The sequence below is a fragment of the Isoptericola sp. NPDC055063 genome (genome assembly GCF_053608125.1).
On the sequence record NZ_JBSGUW010000010.1, the window covers coordinates 199797 to 221872 of the forward strand.

A 22076-nucleotide genomic window follows, 5' to 3' on the forward strand; every position below is an offset into this window, starting at 1 on the left:
CCTCCCGGCCCGGCCGGTCATCCTGATTCGTGCGCTCAGCCGGGGGCCCCGACCGTCCGCTCCTGAGTGGCGGCCCACGCGTAGCCGGGGTCGTCGCGCAGCAGGTCGTGGTGCGGGCCCCGCGCGACGACGCGAGCGGGACCGCCGGCCGGGTCCGTGCCGAGCAGCAGCACCTCGTCGGCCGACGCCAGCGGCGTGAGCCGGTGCGACGCCACCACGACCGCCCGGCCGGTGGTGCGGGCGTGGGCCGCGAGGGTGCCCACCAGGGCGTCGGCGGTCGCGGCGTCGAGGTGCTCGGCGGGTTCGTCGACCAGCAGCACTCGGGCCGGCGCCAGCAGCGCGCGGGCCATCAGCAGGCGGCGGCGCTCGCCGCCGGAGACGTCCGCGCCGTCCGGGCCGAGCATCGCCTCGAGGCCGTCGGGCAGCCCCGCCAGCCAGGAGTCGAGGCCGACGGCGGCGAGCGCTCCGCGGGCGTCGCCCTCGGTGACGTCGGGGCGGGCCACGCGCAGGTTCTCCAGCACGGTGGTGCCGAAGAGGTGGCCGTCCTCGGCGACGAAGAGCGTGCCCCCGGCGGCGGTGCGCACGTGCCCCCCGCGCTCCGGGAGCAGCCCCGCGGCGGTGAGCAGCAGCGTCGTCTTGCCGACGCCGGACGGGCCGGCCAGGGCGACCACGGCGCCGGGTAGCAGCGTGAGGTCCACGCCCGCCACGACCGTGCGGTCGGCCCAGCCGGCGGCGACGCCGTCGAGCTCGAGCAGGTCGCCGCCCACGGGGGGCGGCTCGGGCGCGGGGCCGGCAGGGGCGGCGTCGGGGAGGAGGGCGACGAGCCGGCGAGCGGCCTCGCGGGAACGGCGCAGCTGGACGGCGGCGGCCGGGAGCGTGGACGTGGCCTCGAAGACGGCGAGCGGCGTGAGCACGACGACGGCCAGCTCGACGGGCGTCAGCGCGCCCGCCGCGACGGCCGGCACGCCGAGCAGCAGCGAGCACAGGACGGCGAGGGTCTGCGCGCCGGCGTCGATGGCGGCCGACGTGCCGGAGATGCGCGCGCCGTCGTGCGTGGAGCGCGTGAGGCGGGCGTCGGCGGCGCGCAGCCCCGCCAGCCGTTCGTCGAGGCGGCCCGCGACGCGCAGCTGCTGCCCGTCCTCGAGCAGCTCGAGGGCCCGGCCGGTGACCTCGGCGCGGGCGGCCGCCCCGCGGCGCTCGACGGACGCCGCGGCCCGCGACGCCAGCCACGGCGCGAGCACGCCCGTGAGCAGCAGGCAGCCGAGCAGCGTGAGGCCCGCGGCAGGGAGGAACGCGCCCACCAGGACCACCGAGCCGAGCCCGACCCCGACGGACACGCCGGCGGGGATCAGCGCGCGCACGACGACGTCTCCCACCGTGTCCACGTCGGCGCCCACCCGGGCCAGCAGGTCGCCCCGGCGCAGCGCGATCACGCGGGTCACGGGGCCGGCGGCGAGCGCGTCGTAGAGGTTGGCGCGCAGGGCGGCCATGCCGCGCAGCGCCACGTCGTGGGAGGCGAGGCGCTCCAGGTAGCGCAGCACGCCGCGCCCGGTGCCGAACGCGCGCACGGCGACGACGGCCACCGACAGCTGCAGCACCGGCGGCATCTGCGACGCCCGCGCGATGAGCCACGCCGCGGCGGCCGCCAGGCCGACGGAGAACCCGAGCGCGAGCGTGCCCAGCACCACCGCCCGCAGCACGCGGGACCAGCGCACCTCGAGCATCGGCAGCACCCGGCGCAGCGGGTCGGCAGTCTGCCCGGCGCGCGTCACGACGCCACCGCCTCGGCCGGGCCGACGGCGCGCGCGGCGACGTCCACCACCTGGTCGGCCAGGGCCAGCAGCGACGCGCGGTGGGCGACGACCACCACGGTGCGGCCGGCGTCGCGCCAGGCGCGCACGGTGTCGAGGACGACCTGCTCGCCGCGGGCGTCGAGGTGGGCGGTGGGCTCGTCGAGCAGCACCAGGGGCGGGGGAGCGGCGCCCTCCGGCGTGGCGCCGTCGAGCAGCGCCGACGTGAGCGCCACCCGCTGCCGCTGCCCGACGCTCAGCCCCGTGCCGCCCAGGCCGACGGGCGTGGCCCAGCCCTGCGGCAGCCCGGCGGCGACGGCGTCCAGCCCGGTGGTGCGCGCGGCCGCGGCCAGCGCGTCGTCGCCGATGTCGCGGCCATCCGTGACCGCGTCGCGCAGCGTCCCGGGGGCGAGGCTGGGACGCTGCGGCACCCAGGTGACCTGGGGCCACCAGGTGGCGGGGTCGACGTCGGCGAGGTCGACGGGGATCGGGTCGGCGGAGGCCGCGCCCGCGGGCTCGACCAGCACCCGCCCCGCGTCGGGCCGCAGCAGCCCGAGGAGCACGAGCGCCGTGGTCGACTTGCCCGCCCCGCTGGGGCCGCGCAGCGCGACCACGCGGCCGCCGCCGGGGTGGCCCGTGCCGAGCGGCACCCGGGCGGTGAGCCCGGCCGGCGCGGACAGGCCGCGGTCCCCGGCGCGGACGCCCACGCCGTCGAGCACGAGGGTCGCGCCGGCGAGGGCCGGCGCGGCCACGGTGCCGGCGTCCGGCAGCGGCTGCTCGAGGACGGCGAAGGCACGGTCGGCGGCCGCGAGGCCGTCGGTGGACGAGTGGAACTCGGCGCCCACACGGCGCAGCGGCAGGTACACCTCGGGGGCGAGGACGAGGACGGCGATGGCGGGGACGAGCGCGATCATCCCCTCCACGAGGCGCAGGCCGACTCCGACGGCGACGATCGCGACGGACAGCGTGGTGAGCAGCTCGAGCACCATGCCCGACAGGAACGCGATCCGCAGCGTGCCCATGGTCGCGCGCCGCGACGCGTCGCCGAGGGCCCGCACGCGGACGCCGGGCCCGATCTCGCGCCCGAACGCGCGCAGCGTGGGCAGCCCGGCGAGCAGGTCGAGCACCTGGGATCCCAGGCGCTCGATGGTGCGCAGCCGGCGCTCGGACGCGCCCGCGGTCATGACGCCGACGAGCCACATGAACAGCGGCACGAGCGGCAGCGTCACGACGCAGATCAGCGCGGAGACCCAGTCCAGGCCGAGCACCACCAGCACCAGCACCGGGGTGAGGATCGCGGTGAGCAGGAGCTGCGGCAGGTAGCGGACGAGGTACGGCGCGAGGTCGTCGAGGCCGCGGGTGGCCAGCGTGGCGGTGGCCGCGGGGCCCGCCTCGCCCCCGGCGCGCGGGCCGAGCGCCACGGTGTGCGCCACGACCTGCTCGCGCAGCTCGGCGACGACGTCCGCGGCCGCCTTCTGCGCGTACCGCTCCTGGGCCCAGGCGATCGCCGCCCGCGCCGCGAGCGCGGCGACGAGCACCCCGAGCCACGGGGCGAGGTCCGCCAGGGCCAGGGGCGTGCCCGCGCTGCCCGCCGTGACCGCGGGTCCGAGGGTGTGGGCGATCGCGAACGCCTGCACGACCACCGCGCCGGCGGCGGCGACGCCGAGCGCGGCGGTCAGGGTGACGTACCACCGGGCCGCGCGGGCGCGTCGCAGCAGGCGCGGGTCGAGGGGCTTCACCACGTCAGAATGCCGCGTCCTTGATCTTCTGCCAGGACAGGCCCGCGGGCGCCGGGATGTCCTTGCTGGACAGCCGGCGCCGGAACACCCAGTACGTCCACGCCTGGTAGGCGATGACGAGCGGCGTGAGGACCACGGCCACCCACGACATCACGGTGAGCGTGTAGGGGGTGGAGGCGGCGTCCGCCACGGAGAGCGCGACGCCTCCGTCGACGGCGGGGATGACGTCGGGGTACATGGAGCCGAAGATGAGCACGACGGCGGCCGCGATGGTCACGGCCGACAGCGTGAACGCCCAGCCCTCCCGGCGGGCCCGCGCGGTCACGACCACGCCGACCAGCGCGAGGGCCGCGACGGCCACCGGCACCCAGGTCCACGCCACGGAGTAGGCGACCTGCGCCCAGATCGCCCAGCCGCCGGCCACGACCAGCGCGACCACCGACAGCACCGACGCGAGCCGGCCCGCGCGCTCGCGGACGTCGCCGTCCGTCTTGAGCGCCACGAACACGCTGCCGTGCAGCAGGAACAGCACCAGCGTGGTGAGGCCGCCGACGAGGGCGAAGGGGTTGAGCAGCGCCCAGAACCCGCCCACGTACTGGAACGACTCGTCGAGCAGCAGACCGCGCACGAGGTTGCCGAACGCCACGCCCCACATGACCGCCGGGACCCACGACCCTGCCTGGATGGCGAGGTCGCACCGCCGCACCCAGCGAGCGTCGGCGATCTTGCCGCGGTACTCGAACGCGACGCCGCGGGCGACGAGCGCCAGCAGGATGATAAGCAGCGGGATGTAGAAGCCGGAGAACATGGTGGCGTACCACTCGGGGAACGCGGCGAAGGTCGCACCGCCCGCGGTGAGCAGCCACACCTCGTTGCCGTCCCACACGGGCCCGATCGTGTTGATGAGGACGCGGCGCTCGGAGTCACGCTGCTCCTTGCCGCCGCGCGGCAGGATCGACAGCAGCATGCCGACGCCGAAGTCGAAGCCCTCGAGCACGAGGTAGCCCGTCCACAGGACGGCGATGATGACGAACCAGAGGATCGCGAGGTCCACGGCAGTAGCTCCAGTCTCGTTTCTCGGCGCTCAGTACGCGAAGGACAGCGGGCGGTCGGTGTCCTCGGGGTCCTGCGCCTCCGGGGACTCGTCGCGGACCGAGGCGGGCGCGCCCTCGATCGTGTACCGGTGCATGAGCCGGTACCAGACGACGGCGAGCAGCGCGTAGACCAGCGTGAGCACGATCATCGACGCGAGGATCACGCCCGGCGGCACGGCAGTGGACACGCCGCGCTCGGTGAGCAGGCGCACCTGGTCGATGCCGCTCGGGTTGGGCGCCACGACCCAGGGCTGCCGCCCGACCTCGGTGAAGATCCACCCGAACGAGCAGGCGATGAACGGCATGGGCAGCGCCAGGATGCCGAGCCGGCCGAGCCAGACGTTCTCGCTCACCCGGCCCTTGCGCGTCAGCCAGAGCGCGAGGAGCGCGAGGGCGGCGGAGAAGGCCGCGAAGCCGATCATGAGGCGGAACGACCAGTACGCGACGGCGAGCGGCGGCGTGTAGGTGACCGGGTCGCCGGAGGCGGTGGTGTCGCCGTAGCGCTCCGTGTACTGCTGCTGGACGTCGTTGACGCCGGGCAGGAAGGACTCGGGGCCGGAGAAGTGGCCGGTGCCGAGGTAGCTGGCGAGGCCCGGCACGGTGAGGATGTGCCGCACGCCCTCGCAGCCCTCGTTGAGGTTGCCGATCGACAGGATGGAGAAGGCGGCGGCCTCCTCGCCGTCGCACAGCGCCTCGGCCGACGCCATCTTGCCGGGCTGCTGCTCGAACATGAGCTTGCCCTGCACGTCGCCGGACCAGATGACGCCGGCGCCCGCGACGAGCATCACCCAGGCCCCGAGGACGACGGCCGGACGGTAGACGTTGCGCGCCGTCTCGACGTCCTCGGCCCTCTTCGTGCGGGCGAGGCGCACCATCCACCACGCCGCGATGCCGCACACGAACGTGCCGGCGGTGAGGAACGCGGCCGTGATGGTGTGCGGGAACGCGGCCCACAGGGTGTTGTTGCCGAGCACCGCGCCGATGGACTCCATCTCGGCGCGGCCCGTCTCGGGGTTGTAGATCGTGCCGACCGGGTGCTGCATCCACGAGTTGGCGGCGAGGATGAAGAACGCCGAGAGGTTCGTGGCGAGGGCGAACAGCCAGATCGACGCGAGGTGCACCTTCTTGGACACGCGGTCCCAGCCGAAGATCCACAGGCCGAGGAAGACGGACTCGACGAAGAAGGCGGCGAGCGCCTCCATCGCGAGGGGGGCGCCGAAGACGTCGCCCACGAAGCGGGAGTATTCGCTCCACGCCATCCCGAACTGGAACTCCTGCCAGATGCCGGTGACGACGCCGAGGGCGAAGTTGATGAGCAGGAGCTTGCCGAAGAACTTCGTCAGGCGGAGCCAGCGCTCCTTCTTGGTGACCACCCACGCCGTCTGCATCGCCGCGACCAGCGGCGCGAGGCCGATGGTCAGCGGGACGAAGATGAAGTGGTAGACGGTGGTGATGGCGAACTGCCAGCGGGCCAGTGCGAGGGCGTCCACGGGTTCTCCTGATACTCGTCCGAGTCGTCTGTCGACGGTATGACCACCGGCCCGCGGGCGCACGACCAGGACGGTCGCCGCCACGAGGCCCTGCTCGTGAAGACTTTCACGATCTTGGTCGTGAAGGTCTTCACAAGTCAAACCCGGGTCGGTCACGGCGTGTCCGACGGCGGCGTGTCACGCGGCGGGTCGTGCAGGATGCGATACTGGTGCGAAGCCGCACGGGCCCACATCCCGGGGCGGCCCACGAGCTCGCAGCACTCGCGATCCGCACGCGATGCCGCCGTCCGGCACGAGGCCGGGAGGCGGGCGTCCGCGAAGAGCGCGGTGCCGCAGCCGGAACCGAGACTTCCGTCGGCCGGTGCGCTGAGCAGCGCCGCCGTCCGACGACGACCACCGGTGGTCCGCACGTGTGGGGGCGGGGCCGCCGGAGCTGGAGCGCCTTCCGTGACGTCCGACAACCCGACCGACGCCGCAGCCCGCAAGCCCGCCCGCCGCCGCGCGACCCGCGCCGCCGGCGGCGCGAAGGCCGCGGCCGGCGAGCAGCCCGCGACGACGGCGGCCGCCCCGGCCGCCTCGGCCGCCTCGCTGTCCGACCTCGTCCTGCCGGAGCGGTCCGCCGCCCGCGACGACGCCCCCGCCGCCCCGACGGCCGGGGCTGCCGGCCTGGCCGGCATCGTGCTGCCGGACGGCCCGACCGGCCGCAGCGAGGGCGACGAGGCCGCCCAGAAGCCCGCCCGCACCCGTCGCCGGGCCACCCGCTCCACCGGCGCCCAGCGCGAGGCCCAGCCCGCCGCCGAGCCGGCGCCCGCCGTCGAGGCGCCGGCCGAGGTGCCCGCGCCCGAGGTGGCCGAGCCGGCGTCCGCGGCCGAGCCGGCCCCCGCGGCCAAGACCCGCACCCGGGCGCGCCGCGCCACGGGGTCGGCCGCGAAGAAGGTGACCGAGACGGCTGAGGCGACGCCGGCCGGGGCCCCTGAGCCCGAGGCCGCCGAGCAGACGGCCGCCGAGCCCGAGACCGCCGAGCCCGCTGCGCCGAAGCGAGCCACGAGGTCCGCCGCCAAGGGCGGCGCGAAGGGCTCCACCCGGACCACCAAGGCCGCCGAGACCACGGATGCGACCAAGGCGACCGAGAAGGAGCCTGCCGAGCAGGCGGCGACGGAGCCCGCGGCGAAGACCACGAAGCGGACCCGCAAGAAGGCCGCCCCGGCGGCGACGGAGGAGACCGCGCCTGAGGCGGTCGTTCCCGCGACCGACGCCCCCGCAGCGCAGGAACCGACGGCCCCGCGGTCCCCGGCCGCCCGGGGCGGCGGGTCGGTGACCCCGCGCCTCGCGACGACGGCCGTGCTGTTCCAGGCGCCGGACCTCTCCGGCCGCCGCGCGCGCCGCGCGCAGGCCCCCGCCGGGCCGCCGCGCCCGCACGACGAGCCGGCCGCGCCCTCGTTCGCGTCGCGGGTGACCGCCGCGCCCGCCGAGGCTGCTGCGCCCGCGGACGCTGCCGCGCCCGCCGAGGCGACGACGGAGCCGGCGACCGAGGCCCCGAAGGCCCCGGCGACGCGCTCGCGGTCCCGCCGCGCCACCCGCCCGTCGAAGGCGGCGCAGCCGGCAGCGGCGCAGGAGCAGGCCGTCCAGGACCAGGCTGCCCAGGAGCAGCTCGCGCAGACGGCCTCCGAGCAGGAGCCGGTCGCGCAGGTGCCGGCCGTCGACGAGGCGCCGTCGGTCGTGGAGGCCGAGGCGCCCGCCGTCGAGCTCACGGACGACGAGGCCGCCGCGGTCGAGGAGGTCGGCGTCATCGAGTCCGAGCTCGTCGCCGAGGGCGTCGAGCTCGTCGACCTGGGCCCGGAGGACCTGAGTGACGAGGACGGCGAGGACGACGAGATCCGTCCGCGCCGCCGCCGGCGCCGGGGTGGCCGTGGCCGCCGCGGCGGGCGTCGTCCCGAGGACGGCGCCGAGCACGACGGCGACGAGGACGCGGAGGACGGCCCGCACGACGAGGCCGCCGGGCGTCCCGCCGACGAGGGCACGGACGAGCACGGCGAGGACCACGACGACGAGCAGGGTGACGACCGGGACGACGCCGAGGACGAGGGCGGCGAGTCCGCGTCGGGCCGTCGCCGTCGCCGCCGTCGCCGGGGCACCCGCGCGGAGCGGGCCGAGGCCGCGGTGGCGCGCACGCGCGACCGCGACGAGGTCACCGCGCTCAAGGGCTCCACGCGTCTCGAGGCGAAGCGTCAGCGCCGTCGCGAGGGCCGCGACGCCGGCCGCCGCCGCCAGATCATCACGGAGGCGGAGTTCCTCGCGCGCCGCGAGTCGGTGACGCGGTCGATGGTCGTGCGCGAGCTCGACGGCCGCACGCAGATCGCCGTGCTCGAGGACGGCGTGCTCGTGGAGCACTACGTCTCGCAGCAGTCGCAGGCGTCGATGGTGGGCAACGTCTACCTCGGGCGCGTGCAGAACGTGCTGCCCAGCATGGAGGCCGCGTTCGTCGACGTCGGCAAGGGCCGCAACGCCGTGCTGTACGCCGGCGAGGTCAACTGGGACGCCGCGGGCCTCGAGGGCGGCCAGCCGCGCCGCATCGAGGAGGCGCTGAAGTCGGGCGACTCCGTGCTCGTGCAGGTCACCAAGGACCCGATCGGGCACAAGGGCGCGCGCCTGACCTCGCAGGTCACGCTCGCCGGCCGCTACCTCGTCTTCGTGCCCGGCGGAGGCATGACCGGCATCAGCCGCAAGCTCCCCGACACGGAGCGCAGCCGCCTCAAGAAGATCCTGCGCGACGTCGTGCCCGAGGGCGCGGGCGTCATCGTGCGCACCGCCGCCGAGGGGGCGAGCGAGGCCGAGCTGCGCGCCGACGTCGAGCGCCTCGAGTCGCAGTGGGCCGCGATCCAGAAGAAGTCGTCGTCCGCCAGCGCCCCCGCGCTGCTGCAGGGCGAGCCGGACCTCGCGATCCGCGTGGTGCGCGACATCTTCAACGACGACTTCTCGTCGCTGCAGATCCAGGGCCAGGGTGCGTGGGACGAGATCGCGCAGTACGTCGAGGAGCTCGCTCCCGACCTGCGCGACCGCGTCACCAAGTGGACCGAGAACACCGACGTGTTCGCCGTGCACCGCGTGGACGAGCAGCTCGCCAAGGGCATGGACCGCAAGGTCTGGCTGCCGTCCGGCGGGTCGCTGGTCATCGACCGCACCGAGGCGATGACGGTCGTCGACGTCAACACCGGCAAGTTCACCGGCGCCGGCGGCACCCTCGAGGAGACCGTCACGCGGAACAACCTCGAGGCGGCCGAGGAGATCGTGCGCCAGCTGCGGCTGCGCGACATCGGCGGCATCGTCGTCATCGACTTCATCGACATGGTGCTCGAGTCGAACCGCGACCTCGTGCTGCGCCGCCTGGTCGAGTGCCTGGGCCGCGACCGCACCAAGCACCAGGTGGCGGAGGTGACGTCCCTCGGTCTGGTGCAGATGACCCGCAAGCGCGTGGGCCAGGGCCTGGTCGAGGCGTTCTCCGAGACCTGCGAGCACTGCAAGGGCCGCGGCTTCATCGTGCACAGCGAGCCCATCGAGAAGGGCGGCGCGCCGCACCAGCACAGCGACGCCGACCAGGGCGAGGGCGCCAAGCGCTCGCGCCGCAAGCGCGGCGGCAAGCAGGCCGAGCCGGCGACCCCGGCCCCGGCGGCCGAGGTGCCGACGCTGCCCGAGGACCGGTCCGAGGCGCGCGAGGCGGTCAAGGCCACGCTCGCCACGATCGCGGCCGCGGCGGCCCACGCCCACGAGCACGAGCACGAGGCGAAGGACGGCGGTACGGCGGACCCGACCGCGGCGCCCGAGCCCGCGCCCGCGCCGCTGACGCTCCCCGAGCCGGTCGAGGCCGCGGTGGTGACGCCCGTCGCGCCCGAGACGCTCATCGAGCTGCCCGAGCGCAAGCCGGAGGCGTCTGCGCCGGAGCCGACGGCGGACCCCGCCGAGAAGCCTGCGAAGAAGGCTCCCCGCCGGGCGCGCAAAGGAGCCGGAGCGCCCCGGGCTGCTCGGCCGGCTGCTGGGGAGGCTGCGCCGGGAGTGACCGGCGAGTGACCTGACCGCGAGCCCGGCACGAGGGCCCGAGGCCGACGTCACCGGACGTCGGCCTCGGGCTTTCGTGTACCCGCGTGCCGGGCGGGAGTGCGTGCCATGCTCGGGCCATGGACGACGGGATCGGCGGGCGGCTCGAGGTGATCGCCGGGCCGATGTTCGCCGGCAAGACGGAGGAGCTGGTGCGCCGCGTGCACCGCGCGCAGGTCGCGCGGCGCGGCGTGCTCGTCGTCGCGCACGCGCTGGACACGCGCAGCGGCCCCGGCCGGGTGGCGTCCCACTCGGGGCTGGAGGTGCCGTCGCGCAGCGTGCGATCCGCGCAGGAGGTCCCCGGGCTCGTGGAGGCCGGCACCGAGCTGGTGGCGGTGGACGAGGCGCAGTTCTTCGGCCCGGAGCTGGTGGACGTCGTCACGGCGCTGGCGGACGCCGGCCTCGTCGTGGTGGTGGCGGGGCTGTCGGTGACGTTCGACGGCCGGCCGTTCGCGCCGCTGCCCGCGCTGATGGCGGTGGCCGAGCAGGTCACGAAGCTGACCGCGGTGTGCGCGGTCTGCGGGCGCGACGCGGCGTACCACGTCCGCCTCGAGCTGGCGCCGGCGGACGATGATGCGCTGTCCCCGACGTCGGGCCACGTAGGCGGCTCCGAGTCGTACGAGGCGCGCTGCCGGCGGCACCGCGCCGCCTGACCGCCGGCCGGGTGCCGGGCTCGGGTGCCGGGTTGTCAGCCGCGCCCGAGCCGCTGGCGCAGCGGGCAGTCGAACGGGTCCCGCGCGGCGAGGCCGACCTCGTTGAGGTACCGCACGACGATCGCGTAGGAGCGCAGCAGCGTGGTCTCGGTGTACGGCATCCCGAGGCGGGCACAGTGCTCGCGCACGATGAGCCGGGCCCGCGCCAGGTGGGGGCGCGGCATGCTCGGGAACAGGTGGTGCTCGACCTGGAGGTTGAGCCCGCCCATGAGGACGCTCATCCAGGCGCCGCCGCGCACGTTGCGCGACGTCAACACCTGCTTCGACAGGAAGTCGATCCGGCTGCCCGGCGGGATCATCGTCATGCCCTTGTGGTTGGGGGCGAAGGTCGCGCCCATGTAGACGCCGAACACGGCGAGCTGCACGCCCAGGAAGGCGAGCCCGAGCCCGATCGGCAGCCACCAGAAGATCACCGCCACGTAGAGGGTCAGCCGCGCCACGATGGTGACCAGCTCGCGCCGGCGGGCCGCGCGCGTCTCGGGCGGCCCGGTCAGCAGCGACCGCACGGCGGTGACGTGCAGGTTGAGCCCCTCGAGCGTGAGCAGCGGGAAGAACAGCCAGCCCTGGCGGCGGGTGATGGCGCCGAGGAACCCGTGGTGGTCGGCGGCCGCCTCCTCGGTGAAGGAGATGACGCCGGGCGCCACGTCGGGGTCCTTGCCCACGTGGTTCGGGTTCGCGTGGTGGCGCGTGTGCTTCGTCATCCACCAGGAGTAGCTGATCCCGACGACGGCGTTCGCCAGCAGCCGCCCGACGCGGTCGTTGAGCGGTCCGGACGCGAACACCTGGCGGTGCGCGGTCTCGTGCGTGAGGAAGGCCAGCTGCGTGAGGACGAGGCCGAGGCCGCCGGCGACCAGGAGCTGCAACCAGGAGTCGCCCAGGAGGACGAACCCCGTCACGAGCCCGCCGAGCGCGACGGCGAGCGCGACGGCGACGCCGAGGTAGTAGCCGTAGGCGCGGCGCAGCAGCCCCGCGTCGCGGACCTCCTTCGACAGGGTGGCGTACGTGCCGGTGAACCGGGCGGCCTGACCGCCGCGAGCGGTGGACGGGGCCTGACGGACGGCCGGGACGACTGGGGGCATGCGTGCCTCGCAGGGGTCGGGGTCGACTTCCCAGCCGAGGGGTGAGCGGATGCTCCGTCGTGCGGATGCCTCGAGCCTACGGAACCGTAGGTTCAGGACAAGGGGGATGTCCCCCCGACCGCCCGGACCCGCGCGAGGACCGCGGCCGACGTCGCGGCGTCCGCGGCGGCGACGATCCCGCGCCCCCCGCGGACCTGCCCGCCGTCGAGGTCGGTGACGACGCACCCGGCCGCCTCGCACAGTGCGACGCCCGGCAGGAAGTGCACGCTGCCGTCGACGTGCGCGCCCGTCACGTACGCGGCCTGGCGCCCGGCGGCCACCCAGGCGAGGGCGAGGGACGTCGACGCCACGCGGACGGCGAACGCCGCGCGCACGGCCTCGTCCGCGACGAGGCCGGGGGCCGCGCCGCCGTTGTCGACGTCCACGTTGACCAGCCGCGTCACCGGGGTGGGGGAGAGGTCGGTGTCGGCGCCCGTGCCCGGCGCGCGGCGGCACGCGCGGGCCCCGTCGGTCCACAGCACCTCGCCGGTGAGCGGGTCGGCGACGGCCGCCGCGGCGACGCGCTCGGTGCCGTCCTGCTGCTCGGCGAGCGCCACGTTGACGCCGAAGGACGGGACCCCGGCGGCGAAGTTGAGGGTGCCGCACAGCGGGTCGACGTACCAGCGCCGCGGCGCGTCCCCGCCGGACGTGCCGAGCTCCTCGCCGACGACGGCGTCGTCCGGGCGCGCGTCCGCCAGCACCTCGCGGACCGCCCGCTCGGCGGCGACGTCCGTGTCCGTGGCGAAGTCCAGCGCGGACTTCGCGTGCCGCGTCACGGGGCGGCCGAACGCGGCGGCGACCTCCGCGGCGCCGCGGAGGGCGGCGGCGATCGCGACCTCCACGTCGGACGGGCGGGGCTCGGGTGGGGGCTCGGGCGCGGGCGAGGTCGGGGGAGCGTCCGTGGGGTGCGTCACGTGCGGCATCCTGGCACGCCCCGCCGCAGTCCCTCAGTCCTCGACCAGGGGGACGAAGGAGTACGTGCCGTGCTCGGACGTGCGGACCCTGCCGTCGTCGTCGCGCGTCACGAGCACCATGACGTGCCGTACGGGGATCACCATGCGGCCGCCTGGCGCCACCTGGTCGACCAGCTCGTCCGGCAGCCGGGTGGCCGCGGCGGAGACGAGCACGCGGTCCCAGCCGCCGTCCCGGGGCGCCCCGAGGACGCCGGGCGTGGCGTGGACGACGTGCGCCCAGGTCATGCCGGTGCGCCGCACGGCACCCGACGCGCGCGCGGCCAGGTCGGGGTGGCGCTCCAGGCCGAGCACCGTGCCCTCCGGCCCGACCAGCCGGGCGAGGAGCGCCGTCGTCCAGCCGGAGCCCGCCCCCACGTCCAGCACCCGCGCGCCGGCGGGCACGGCCAGCAGGCGCAGCATCGCCGCGACGGTCGACGGCTGCGAGCAGGTCTGCCCGTGCCCGATCTCGAGGGGCCGGTCGGCGGCGGACCAGCGCGCCGCGGCGCGGGGCAGGAAGCCGCGCCGGTCGACGTCGCGCAGCGCGTCGGCGACCGCGTCGTCGACCCCTCCCGCGCCCGTCGGCAGGTCGGCAGGTCCCGTGCGTCCGGCCATCCCCCCATCGTCACTCCGGCGCCGCCCGGACACCGGGCGAGCGAGCCGGCAGGGCGTGACGATCGAGGGACCGGCCGGCACCCCGTCGCCGGCCCCGGAGATCGGAGGACGGCATGGCAGGGACGGTCGCACGCGTCACGGAGATCACCGCCCGCTCGGACACGAGCTTCGAGGACGCGATCCGCGTCGGCCTCGAGCGCGCCGGCCGGACGGTCCGCAACATCACCGGCGCCTGGGTCAAGGAGCAGAAGATCGAGGTGTCCGACGGCGCCGTCGTCGCGTGGCAGGTGGACATGCAGGTGACGTTCGTCCTCGACGACTGAGGGCTCCCCGGCCTGTACGGCGCGCCCGCCGCCGCCCGGCGGTGGGCGACGTCACGCCCTGCGCGCCCGCCGGAGGTTTGAACCCTTCGGCTCCCTCGCGTAGTCTTGGACGTCGGCGCGCCTCTGGTGTGCCAGTCCCGTGTGCCCAGGACGCACCGCACTCGACCGCCGCGGCGGGCCGAGTTGCAGACCAAGTCGGTGAAGAACGTCGTGCGGCATGCCCAGACCAGGAGAGATGAGCAGCAACGTGGTGTACGCGATCGTCAAGGCCGGTGGCCGTCAGGAGAAGGTGTCCGTCGGGGACATCGTCGTCATGGACCGCCTCAAGGCCCAGGCCGGTGACACGGTGGAGCTGCCCGCTCTGCTTCTGGTGGACGGGGAGAAGGTGACCACCGACGCCGCGAAGCTGGCGAAGGTCAAGGTCACGGCTGAGGTCGTGCGGGACGAGAAGGGCCCGAAGATCACGATCCTCAAGTACAAGAACAAGACCGGCTACCGCAAGCGCCAGGGTCACCGCCAGTCGCTGACCCGCCTCAAGGTCACCGGCATCAAGTGACTCACCCCCGGGCCGAGCGCGACACCCCGCAGCACGGCCCGCGGCACTGATTCCCTCGTTCTTCGCAGAAAGCAGGTCTGACAGATGGCACACAAGAAGGGCGCGAGCTCCTCGCGCAACGGTCGTGACTCGAACTCGCAGCGCCTCGGCGTGAAGCGCTACGGCGGCCAGGTCGTCAAGGCCGGCGAGATCATCGTCCGCCAGCGCGGCACCCACTTCCACCCCGGCGAGAACGTCGGCCGTGGCGGCGACGACACGCTGTTCGCGCTGACCGCCGGCTCGGTCGCCTTCGCGACGCGTCGTGGCCGCAAGGTCATCGACATCGTCGCGGCCGAGGTCTGAGCCGCAACACACTTCCTCGACTCCCATCCGAGTCGACGACGAGGGGCGCACCGTCGCGGTGCGCCCCTCGTCGCTTTGCCTGAGAGGATCTGACCATGGCCAGCTTCGTCGATCGCGTGGTGCTGCACGCCGTGGGCGGTGACGGCGGCCACGGCGTCGCGTCGATCCGCCGCGAGAAGTTCAAGCCCCTCGCGGGCCCCGACGGCGGCAACGGGGGCGACGGCGGCACCGTGCGCCTCGTCGTCGACCCGCAGACCACGACGCTGCTGGAGTACCACCACTCGCCGCACCGCCGCGCGACGAACGGCACCCAGGGCATGGGCGACGACCGCGACGGCGCCAACGGGAGCGACCTCGTGCTGGGCGTGCCGGACGGCACCGTCGTCAAGGACCGCGAAGGCAACGTCTTGGCCGACCTGGTCGGGGCCGGCGCGGAGTACGTCGTCGCGCAGGGCGGCCGCGGCGGGCTCGGCAACCGCGCCCTCGCCTCCCCGAAGCGCAAGGCGCCGGGCTTCGCGCTGCTCGGCGAGCCGGGCGAGGAGCGCGAGGTCGTCCTCGAGCTCAAGACGATCGCCGACGTCGCGCTCGTCGGGTACCCGAGCGCGGGCAAGTCGTCGCTGGTCGCGGCGATCTCCGCCGCGCGGCCCAAGATCGCCGACTACCCGTTCACCACGCTCGTGCCGAACCTCGGCGTCGTGCAGGCGGGGGAGACCCGCTACACGGTGGCCGACGTGCCGGGGCTGATCCCCGGCGCGAGCGAGGGCAAGGGCCTCGGCCTGGAGTTCCTGCGCCACGTCGAGCGCACCGCCGTGCTGGTGCACGTGCTGGACTGCGCCACCCTCGAGCCGGGCCGCGACCCGCTGAGCGACCTGGACGTCATCGAGGCCGAGCTCGCCGCGTACGCCGGTGACCTCGGGATCGAGGGCGGACGGGTGCCGCTCACCGAGCGCCCGCGGCTCGTGGTCCTCAACAAGATCGACGTCCCCGAGGCGCGCGAGCTCGCCGAGCTGGTGCGCCCGGAGCTGGAGGCGCGCGGGCTGCGCGTCTTCGAGGTGTCGACGGCGAGCCACGAGGGCCTGCGGCCGCTGACCTTCGCGCTCGGCGAGCTCGTGGAGCGCGCCCGCGCGGCCGCCCCCGCGCCCGAGCCGACCCGGGTCGTGCTGCGTCCGAGGGCGGTCGACGAGGCCGGGTTCACCGTCACCCGGAAGCGGGAGCACGAGGGCGTCTACTACGAGGTGCGCGGGTCCAAGCCCGAGCGCTGGGTGCGCCAGACCGACTTCAACAACGACGAGGCCGTCGGCTTCCTCGCGGACCGGCTCGCCAAGCTCGGGGTCGAGGACAAGCTCCTCAAGGCCGGCGCGGTCGCCGGCGACGAGGTGCGCATCGGCGACCCGACGAACGCCGTCGTCTTCGACTGGGAGCCCACGCTCACCACCGGCCCCGAGCTGCTGGGCGCGCGCGGCACCGACCTGCGCCTCGACGAGAGCGCCCGCCCGACCCGTGGCGAGAAGCGCCGCGAGCACCAGGAGCGGATGGACGCCAAGACCGAGGCGCGCCGCGAGCTGTGGACGGAGCGCGAGTCGGGTCACTGGACGGACCCCGACGACGCCTGACCGCGGTTCCGGCGAGAATGCCGGGGTGAACGCCGCCCTCTCTCGCGCCAGCCTGCCCACGGCACACCGGATCGTCGTGAAGATCGGGTCGTCGTCGCTCACCGGGCCGGACGGCCGGCTCGACCTCGGCGCGCTGCGCGCCCTGGTCGACGTGCTGGCCGCGCGGGTGGCGGACGGCGGGCAGGTCGTGCTCGTCTCCTCGGGCGCGATCGCGGCCGGCATCGGCCCGCTCGGGCTCAGCGCCCGGCCCCGCGACGTCGCGACGATGCAGGCGGCGGCCATGCTGGGCCAGGGGCAGCTCGTCGCCCGGTACACCGAGGCGTTCTCCGCGCACGGCCTGCAGATGGGGCAGGTGCTGCTCACCGCGGAGGACACGGTGCGGCGGTCGCGGTACCGCAACGCGCAGCGGTCGCTGGAGCGCCTGCTGGCGCTCGGCGTCGTGCCCGTCGTGAACGAGAACGACGCGGTCACGACGGACGAGCTGACGTTCGGCGACAACGACCGCCTGGCCGCGCTGGTCTCCCACCTCGTGCGGGCCGACGCGATGGTGCTGCTCACCGACGTCGACGGGCTGCACGACGCCCCGCCGTCGCGGCCCGGCGCCCGGCGCATCGCGCACGTGGCCGACCTCGCCGACCTGGCCGGGGTCGAGGTCACCGCGCGCGGCAGCGCCGTCGGCACGGGTGGCATGGTCACCAAGCTGGAGTCGGCGCGGATCGCGACCGGCGCCGGCGTGCCGGTCGTCCTCACCAGCGCGACGCACGTCGCCGCCGCGCTGGCGGGCGAGGACGTGGGCACGTTCTTCGAGGTGACCGGCCGCCGCACGACGGCGCGGCGGCTGTGGATCGCGCACGCGGCGCAGTCCCACGGCCGCCTGCACCTGGACGCCGGAGCGGCCCGCGCCGTCCTGGGCGGCCGGGCGTCCCTGCTGCCCGCGGGCGTCACGCGCGTCGAGGGGACCTTCGAGGCAGGCGATCCCGTGGAGCTGGTCGGGCCCGACGACGTCGTGCTCGCGCGCGGCCTCGTGGCGTTCGACTCGGGCGAGCTGCCCGGCCTGCTCGGCCGGTCGACCTTCGACCTGCGCGCCGAGCTGGGGGAGGGCTACGACCGGGAGGTCGTGCACCGCGACGACCTCGTGCTGGAGCACCGGCGCTGACGACGCGGCGATGAGTTCGGCGCGTCGCGGGCGTCGGTAGGGGCAGCGGCGCGCGACGCGCGCCCCCGCCCCAGGAGGCCCCCATGCGTCGCCCGCACCCCGTCCTCGCGCTCGTCACCTCCCTGGTCACCGCCGCCGGTACGGCGCTGGTCCTCGCCGTCGCCCCGGCGTCGGCGGCGCCCCGCCCGTCCCCCGCGGCGGCGCCGGCCGCGGCTCCACCGACCGAGTACACGGGGGAGCTCGCGGGCGCCCGCTACCGCGTGCTGGTCCCGCGCGACTGGAACGGCACGCTCGTGATGTTCAGCCACGGGCACTACCCGTCGGAGTTCTTCGGCGGCTTCCCGGTGCCGCACCTGCTGGGCAACCAGGAGCTGAGCGAGCAGACGCTCACGGACCAGGGGTACGCCGTGGCGGCCTCGCTCTTCCAGGGCGGCGGGCTGGACTTCACCGTGCCGACGGCGGTGGCCGACCAGTCGCGCCTCCTGGACTGGTTCACCGCGCACGTCGGGGAGCCGGACCGCACCATCACCTACGGGCAGTCGATGGGCGCCGTCACGGCGGTGAAGCACGCCGAGGCCGAGCCCGACCGGATCGACGGGGTGCTCACCGTCGGCGGCGTCATCGACTGGGTGGGGCAGCTCGACGCGATCCTCGACATGAACCTCGCGACCCGCGTGCTGCTCACCGACGGCACCGACGCCCACGGGAGCCCGATCGAGCTCGTCGACGCAGCCGACCCGCAGGCCAGCCGCGACGCGCTGGTGGCCGCGCTCACCGCGGCCGCGGAGACTCCTGAGGGGCGCGCGAGGATCTCCCTCATCGCCTCGCTCAACACGGTCACCGGGTGGTACTGGATGAACGAGCCGCGCCCCGCGGACGCCGAGGCGTGGGCCCGCGGTCAGGCGCAGTGGCTGATCGGTGCGTACACGTTGGGGCTCGGGCCCACGGCGCGCGTGCACCTCGAGGCCACGCTGGGCGGCAACCCCAGCAGCACCGACCTCACCCGCCTGCGGGCGCGCCTCGCGCGGTCCGGGGACGGCGCCGGGGTACGGGCCGCGTACGCCGCGGCGGGCCTGGACCTGCGCGCCGACCTGGCCGCCCTGGAGGCGGCCGACCCGATCGTGGCGGACGCGTCCGCCCGCGCGGCGATGATCTCCCACCGTCCGGAGGGCACGACGCCGTCGCCGGTCCTCACCCTGCACACGACGGGCGACGGCGGCGCCCCGCCGTCGGGGGAGCGGTCCTTCGCGCAGCGGGTGCGGGAGGTGGGCGACCCCGGCAACCTCCGCAGCCTGTACGTCGAGCGCGGCGCGCACCTGTCGGTCAGCCTGGGCGAGGAGCTCGTGGCGCTGCGCACCCTGGAGCGCCGGATCGACAGCGGGCGGTGGCCCTCGCTCGCCCCGCGGCAGCTGAACGGTGCGGCCGACGCGCTGGGCCCGGACTACCGGGCGACCTTCGAGGTCGTGACGCTGCAGACCTTCGACCACGCGCCCGCGTTCACGCGGTTCGTGCCCCCGCGCGCGCCCCGTCCCTCCTGGTGAGAGGGGGCTCCTCGCGGCGGACCGCGCGTCGTACCCTCGGGGGATGACCACGACCCTCCCCGAGCAGGCCGCCGGCAGCGGCCATGGTGCTGACGAGGCCGCCGACGTGACCTCCGCCGTGCACGAGGTCGCGCGGCGCGCCAAGGTCGCGTCGCGGACGCTCGCGACGGCGGACCGGGCCACCAAGGACGCCGCGCTGCGCGCGCTGGCCGCGGCGCTCGAGGACGCCGCCGACCGGATCGTCGCCGCCAACGCCGACGACCTCACCCGGGGCCGGGAGCGCGGGCTCGCCGACGGGCTGCTCGACCGGCTGGCGCTCACCCCCGAGCGCGTGGGCGCCATCGCGGACGCCCTGCGCGAGCTCGCGGCGCTGCCGGACCCCGTGGGTGAGGTCGTGCGCGGCCAGACCCTGCCGAACGGTCTGCGGCTGCGCCAGCTGCGCGTGCCGATGGGCGTGGTCGGGATGATCTACGAGGCCCGGCCCAACGTCACGGTGGACGCCGCCGGCCTCGCGCTGAAGTCCGGCAACGCCGTGATCCTGCGCGGCGGCAGCGCGGCGTCGTCGTCCAACGCGGTGATCGTGGACGTGCTGCGCGCGGCGCTGGAGGCCCAGGGCCTGCCCGCCGACCTCGTGCAGACGATCGACGCGTACGGCCGGCCGGGCGGCGTGGCGCTCATGCAGGCGCGCGGGCTGGTGGACGTGCTGGTGCCGCGCGGCGGGGCGGACCTCATCCGCACGGTCGTGGAGTCCTCGACGGTGCCCGTCATCGAGACCGGCGTCGGCAACGTGCACGTGTACGTGGACGCGACGGCCGACGTCGCGCAGGCCGTCGAGATCGTCCTGAACGCCAAGACGCAGCGCGTCGGCGTCTGCAACGCCGCCGAGACGCTGCTGGTGCACGCCGACGCCGCCGAGGCGTTCCTGCCGGCCGCCCTGGCCGCCCTCGCCGGCGCCGGGGTGGTACTGCACGGCGACGCCGGCGCCGCCGCCCTCGCCCCCGCCGGCGTCGAGGTGCTCCCGGCGACCGACACCGACTGGGCCACCGAGTACCTGGCGCTCGAGCTCGCGGTGCGCGTGGTCGGCTCGCTCGACGAGGCGATCGAGCACATCCGCACCTGGTCGTCCGGGCACACCGAGGCGATCCTCACCCGCGACCTCGCCGCGTCCGAGCGGTTCGTCGCGGAGGTGGACTCGGCCGCGGTGATGGTGAACGCCTCGACCCGCTTCACCGACGGCGGCCAGCTCGGCCTGGGCGCCGAGATCGGCATCTCGACGCAGAAGCTGCACGCCCGCGGCCCGATGGGCCTGGCCGAGCTGACCACCACCAAGTGGGTGGTGCACGGCGACGGGCACGTCCGGCCCGCGTGAGAGACTGACCCCCGACCGCACCCGCAGTCCACGACCGCACACAGGAGGAACCCGTGCTGCACACCGCCGTCCAGGTGGCCCAGGAGGCCGCCGAGCACGCCGAGACCATCTCCCCGATCGCGATGGGTCTCCTCGCGTTCGGTGGCCTGGTCGCCGCGCTCGTGGTGACGTACGCCTTCCGCAACGTGTCCAACCGCCACTGACGACCGCCGTCCGGCCAGCGTGAACGAGCCGTCGTCGCAGCCGCGCCGTCCGCGCCTGGGCGTGATGGGCGGCACGTTCGACCCCATCCACCACGGGCACCTGGTCGCCGCCAGCGAGGCGGCGGCGTTGCTGGATCTCGACGAGGTCGTCTTCGTCCCCACGGGCAAGCCGACCTTCAAGCAGCACCAGCACGTCACCGAGGCGGAGCACCGCTACCTCATGACGGTGATCGCGACGGCGTCGAACCCGCGCTTCACCGTGAGCCGGGTGGACATCGACCGCCCCGGGCTCACGTACACCGTCGACACGTTGCGGGACCTGCGCGACGAACGCCCCGACGCCGACCTGTTCTTCATCAGCGGCGCCGACGCGATCGAGCAGATCCTCACCTGGAAGGATGCCGCCCACCTGTGGGAGATGGCACACTTCGTGGCTGTCACGCGGCCGGGGCACCAGCTCACGGTCGACGGGCTGCCCCACGACGGGGTCACGACGCTGGAGGTCCCGGCGCTGGCGATCTCGTCGAGCGACTGCCGTCGCCGGGCGCAGGCCGGTCAACCGGTGTGGTACCTGGTGCCGGACGGCGTGGTCCAGTACATCGCCAAGCACGGTCTGTATCGAGGTCTCGATGAGTGACAACAACCCGTCCCGCCCGCTGACCCGTCGCGAGATCCGCGAGCGGGAGCAGGCCGCCGCCGCCGCGCAGGCCGCCCCTGCCCCCGCAGCCCCGCCCGCGGCCGGCCCGGACTACGGGCGCCCCGCCGCGCCGTCTCCGTTCGGCCCGCCCGCCGGGTCGACGGGCGGCGCCCCGGCGTCGCGGTTCGCCGCTCCGCCGGCGAGCGCTCCGTCGCGCCGGTCGCTGCGCGAGCAGAGCCCCGCGCCCGCGCCCGCCCCGGCGCCGATGGTGCGCCCGCCGTCGGCCTCGGCCGGCGTCCGCGGCCTGGACGAGACGGGTCGTCTGGCCCCGATCCAGCGCCCCACGGGGGAGATGTCCCGCGCGGTCGCACCCGCCCCGGTGGCCCGGCCCGCCGCGCCGAGCGCCCCGGCGGCCCCCGTGCGCACCTCCGCACGTCGCGACCTCGGCGCGCCGTCGGCGGCACCGTCTCCCGCCCCGACCGGCATGACGCTGCCGCCCCTGTCCGCCCCGGCGAGCGCCGCGCCGCCCGCGGCGACGCCGCCCGCCTCGGTGGCTCCACGCCCCGACGGCCCGGCGCGCCGGTCGCCGTTCGCGACCACGGGGTCGAGCGCAGGCTCGGACTCGCCGTTCGGCGCGACGTCGGCCCCGAGCGCCGCGCCCTCCGCCCGTGCCGCCGCGCCGGCGGCGCCCGCGAGCGCGCCTGCCTCGTCGACGCCCCCACCGCTGCCCTGGGC

Annotated in this window: 18 protein-coding genes and 1 pseudogene; 11 read left to right on the plus strand and 8 right to left on the minus strand. The window is 75.7% G+C overall.

Features of this window, described 5'->3' with window-relative positions:
- Positions 1 to 35 precede the first annotated feature (35 nt).
- The 4 genes from cydC to ACWF41_RS14125 are packed head-to-tail and all read right to left on the minus strand — an operon-like array spanning position 36 to position 6113.
- Entirely contained in the window at positions 36 to 1772 is a 1737-nt protein-coding gene (gene cydC / locus ACWF41_RS14110) for a thiol reductant ABC exporter subunit CydC (protein WP_380314928.1), read from the minus strand.
- Positions 1769 to 3529 carry a thiol reductant ABC exporter subunit CydD gene (cydD, locus tag ACWF41_RS14115; protein ID WP_380314925.1) on the minus strand — a complete coding sequence of 587 codons (1761 nt, stop codon included), beginning with the start codon at positions 3527 to 3529 and terminating at the stop codon, positions 1769 to 1771. The genes cydC and cydD overlap by 4 nt, the downstream gene beginning before the upstream one ends.
- Before the next feature lie 4 nt (positions 3530 to 3533).
- On the minus strand, positions 3534 to 4583 hold the full coding sequence (gene cydB, locus ACWF41_RS14120) for a cytochrome d ubiquinol oxidase subunit II (RefSeq protein WP_380314922.1): 1050 nt from the start codon (positions 4581 to 4583) through the stop codon (positions 3534 to 3536).
- A 30-nt stretch (positions 4584 to 4613) separates the two neighbouring features.
- Entirely contained in the window at positions 4614 to 6113 is a 1500-nt protein-coding gene (locus ACWF41_RS14125; RefSeq protein WP_380314919.1) for a cytochrome ubiquinol oxidase subunit I, read from the minus strand.
- 447 nt (positions 6114 to 6560) lie between these two features.
- Between ACWF41_RS14125 and ACWF41_RS14130 the strand changes: the two genes are divergently transcribed.
- Positions 6561 to 10178 (plus strand): Rne/Rng family ribonuclease, encoded by a 3618-nt coding sequence (locus ACWF41_RS14130; protein WP_380314916.1) that lies wholly within the window; start codon positions 6561 to 6563, stop codon positions 10176 to 10178.
- Positions 10179 to 10285: 107 nt separating this feature from the next.
- Complete coding sequence (locus ACWF41_RS14135; RefSeq protein WP_380314913.1) at positions 10286 to 10858, plus strand: thymidine kinase; 573 nt, start codon at positions 10286 to 10288, stop codon at positions 10856 to 10858.
- 35 nt (positions 10859 to 10893) lie between these two features.
- On the opposite strand, the gene ACWF41_RS14140 is transcribed toward ACWF41_RS14135, so the two are convergent.
- The 3 genes from ACWF41_RS14140 to ACWF41_RS14150 all read right to left on the minus strand — a co-directional run bounded on the left by ACWF41_RS14140 (position 10894) and on the right by ACWF41_RS14150 (position 13601).
- Positions 10894 to 11997, minus strand: coding sequence for a fatty acid desaturase family protein (locus ACWF41_RS14140; protein WP_380314910.1), 1104 nt, complete (start codon positions 11995 to 11997; stop codon positions 10894 to 10896).
- A gap of 92 nt (positions 11998 to 12089) precedes the next feature.
- On the minus strand, positions 12090 to 12950 hold the full coding sequence (locus tag ACWF41_RS14145; RefSeq protein WP_380314907.1) for an inositol monophosphatase family protein: 861 nt from the start codon (positions 12948 to 12950) through the stop codon (positions 12090 to 12092).
- A gap of 33 nt (positions 12951 to 12983) precedes the next feature.
- Positions 12984 to 13601, minus strand: coding sequence for a protein-L-isoaspartate O-methyltransferase family protein (locus ACWF41_RS14150; protein WP_380314904.1), 618 nt, complete (start codon positions 13599 to 13601; stop codon positions 12984 to 12986).
- A gap of 113 nt (positions 13602 to 13714) precedes the next feature.
- Here ACWF41_RS14150 and ACWF41_RS14155 point away from each other — a divergent pair, with 113 nt between their 5' ends.
- The 9 genes from ACWF41_RS14155 (at position 13715) to nadD (ending at position 21341) form a co-directional block, all read left to right on the plus strand.
- Complete coding sequence (locus ACWF41_RS14155; protein WP_380314901.1) at positions 13715 to 13924, plus strand: dodecin family protein; 210 nt, start codon at positions 13715 to 13717, stop codon at positions 13922 to 13924.
- Positions 13925 to 14171: 247 nt separating this feature from the next.
- Entirely contained in the window at positions 14172 to 14480 is a 309-nt protein-coding gene (rplU, locus tag ACWF41_RS14160; RefSeq protein WP_380315082.1) for a 50S ribosomal protein L21, read from the plus strand.
- An 84-nt stretch (positions 14481 to 14564) separates the two neighbouring features.
- A complete protein-coding gene (gene rpmA / locus ACWF41_RS14165; RefSeq protein ID WP_079574743.1) occupies positions 14565 to 14822 on the plus strand; it encodes a 50S ribosomal protein L27 in 258 nt (85 codons plus the stop codon).
- A gap of 95 nt (positions 14823 to 14917) precedes the next feature.
- Positions 14918 to 16435, plus strand: a complete 1518-nt coding sequence (gene obgE / locus ACWF41_RS14170; RefSeq protein ID WP_380314898.1) for a GTPase ObgE — start codon at positions 14918 to 14920, stop codon at positions 16433 to 16435.
- A 25-nt stretch (positions 16436 to 16460) separates the two neighbouring features.
- Complete coding sequence (gene proB / locus ACWF41_RS14175; protein ID WP_380314895.1) at positions 16461 to 17591, plus strand: glutamate 5-kinase; 1131 nt, start codon at positions 16461 to 16463, stop codon at positions 17589 to 17591.
- 83 nt (positions 17592 to 17674) lie between these two features.
- A complete protein-coding gene (locus ACWF41_RS14180; RefSeq protein ID WP_380314892.1) occupies positions 17675 to 19132 on the plus strand; it encodes an alpha/beta hydrolase family protein in 1458 nt (485 codons plus the stop codon).
- A gap of 43 nt (positions 19133 to 19175) precedes the next feature.
- The gene (locus tag ACWF41_RS14185) at positions 19176 to 20501 is read left to right on the plus strand and encodes a glutamate-5-semialdehyde dehydrogenase (RefSeq protein WP_380314889.1); all 1326 of its coding nucleotides are present in this window, start codon (positions 19176 to 19178) and stop codon (positions 20499 to 20501) included.
- 53 nt (positions 20502 to 20554) lie between these two features.
- Positions 20555 to 20704, plus strand: a complete 150-nt coding sequence (locus tag ACWF41_RS14190; RefSeq protein ID WP_380314886.1) for a hypothetical protein — start codon at positions 20555 to 20557, stop codon at positions 20702 to 20704.
- A 19-nt stretch (positions 20705 to 20723) separates the two neighbouring features.
- On the plus strand, positions 20724 to 21341 hold the full coding sequence (nadD, locus tag ACWF41_RS14195) for a nicotinate-nucleotide adenylyltransferase (RefSeq protein WP_380314883.1): 618 nt from the start codon (positions 20724 to 20726) through the stop codon (positions 21339 to 21341).
- Positions 21342 to 21452: 111 nt separating this feature from the next.
- Here nadD and ACWF41_RS14200 read toward each other — a convergent pair.
- Positions 21453 to 22076 (minus strand): annotated as a pseudogene (locus ACWF41_RS14200) (hypothetical protein); the annotation flags it as partial.

What these genes read in the sequence shown, in the direction of transcription:
- ACWF41_RS14135 (WP_380314913.1), top strand. Translation starts at nt 10,286, where the DNA reads ATGGACGACGGGATCGGCGGGCGGCTCGAGGTGATCGCCGGGCCGATG.
- ACWF41_RS14140 (WP_380314910.1), bottom strand. Translation starts at nt 11,997, where the DNA reads ATGCCCCCAGTCGTCCCGGCCGTCCGTCAGGCCCCGTCCACCGCTCGC.
- ACWF41_RS14150 (WP_380314904.1), bottom strand. Translation starts at nt 13,601, where the DNA reads ATGGCCGGACGCACGGGACCTGCCGACCTGCCGACGGGCGCGGGAGGG.
- ACWF41_RS14155 (WP_380314901.1), top strand. Translation starts at nt 13,715, where the DNA reads ATGGCAGGGACGGTCGCACGCGTCACGGAGATCACCGCCCGCTCGGAC.
- rpmA (WP_079574743.1), top strand. Translation starts at nt 14,565, where the DNA reads ATGGCACACAAGAAGGGCGCGAGCTCCTCGCGCAACGGTCGTGACTCG.
- obgE (WP_380314898.1), top strand. Translation starts at nt 14,918, where the DNA reads ATGGCCAGCTTCGTCGATCGCGTGGTGCTGCACGCCGTGGGCGGTGAC.
- ACWF41_RS14180 (WP_380314892.1), top strand. Translation starts at nt 17,675, where the DNA reads ATGCGTCGCCCGCACCCCGTCCTCGCGCTCGTCACCTCCCTGGTCACC.
- ACWF41_RS14185 (WP_380314889.1), top strand. Translation starts at nt 19,176, where the DNA reads ATGACCACGACCCTCCCCGAGCAGGCCGCCGGCAGCGGCCATGGTGCT.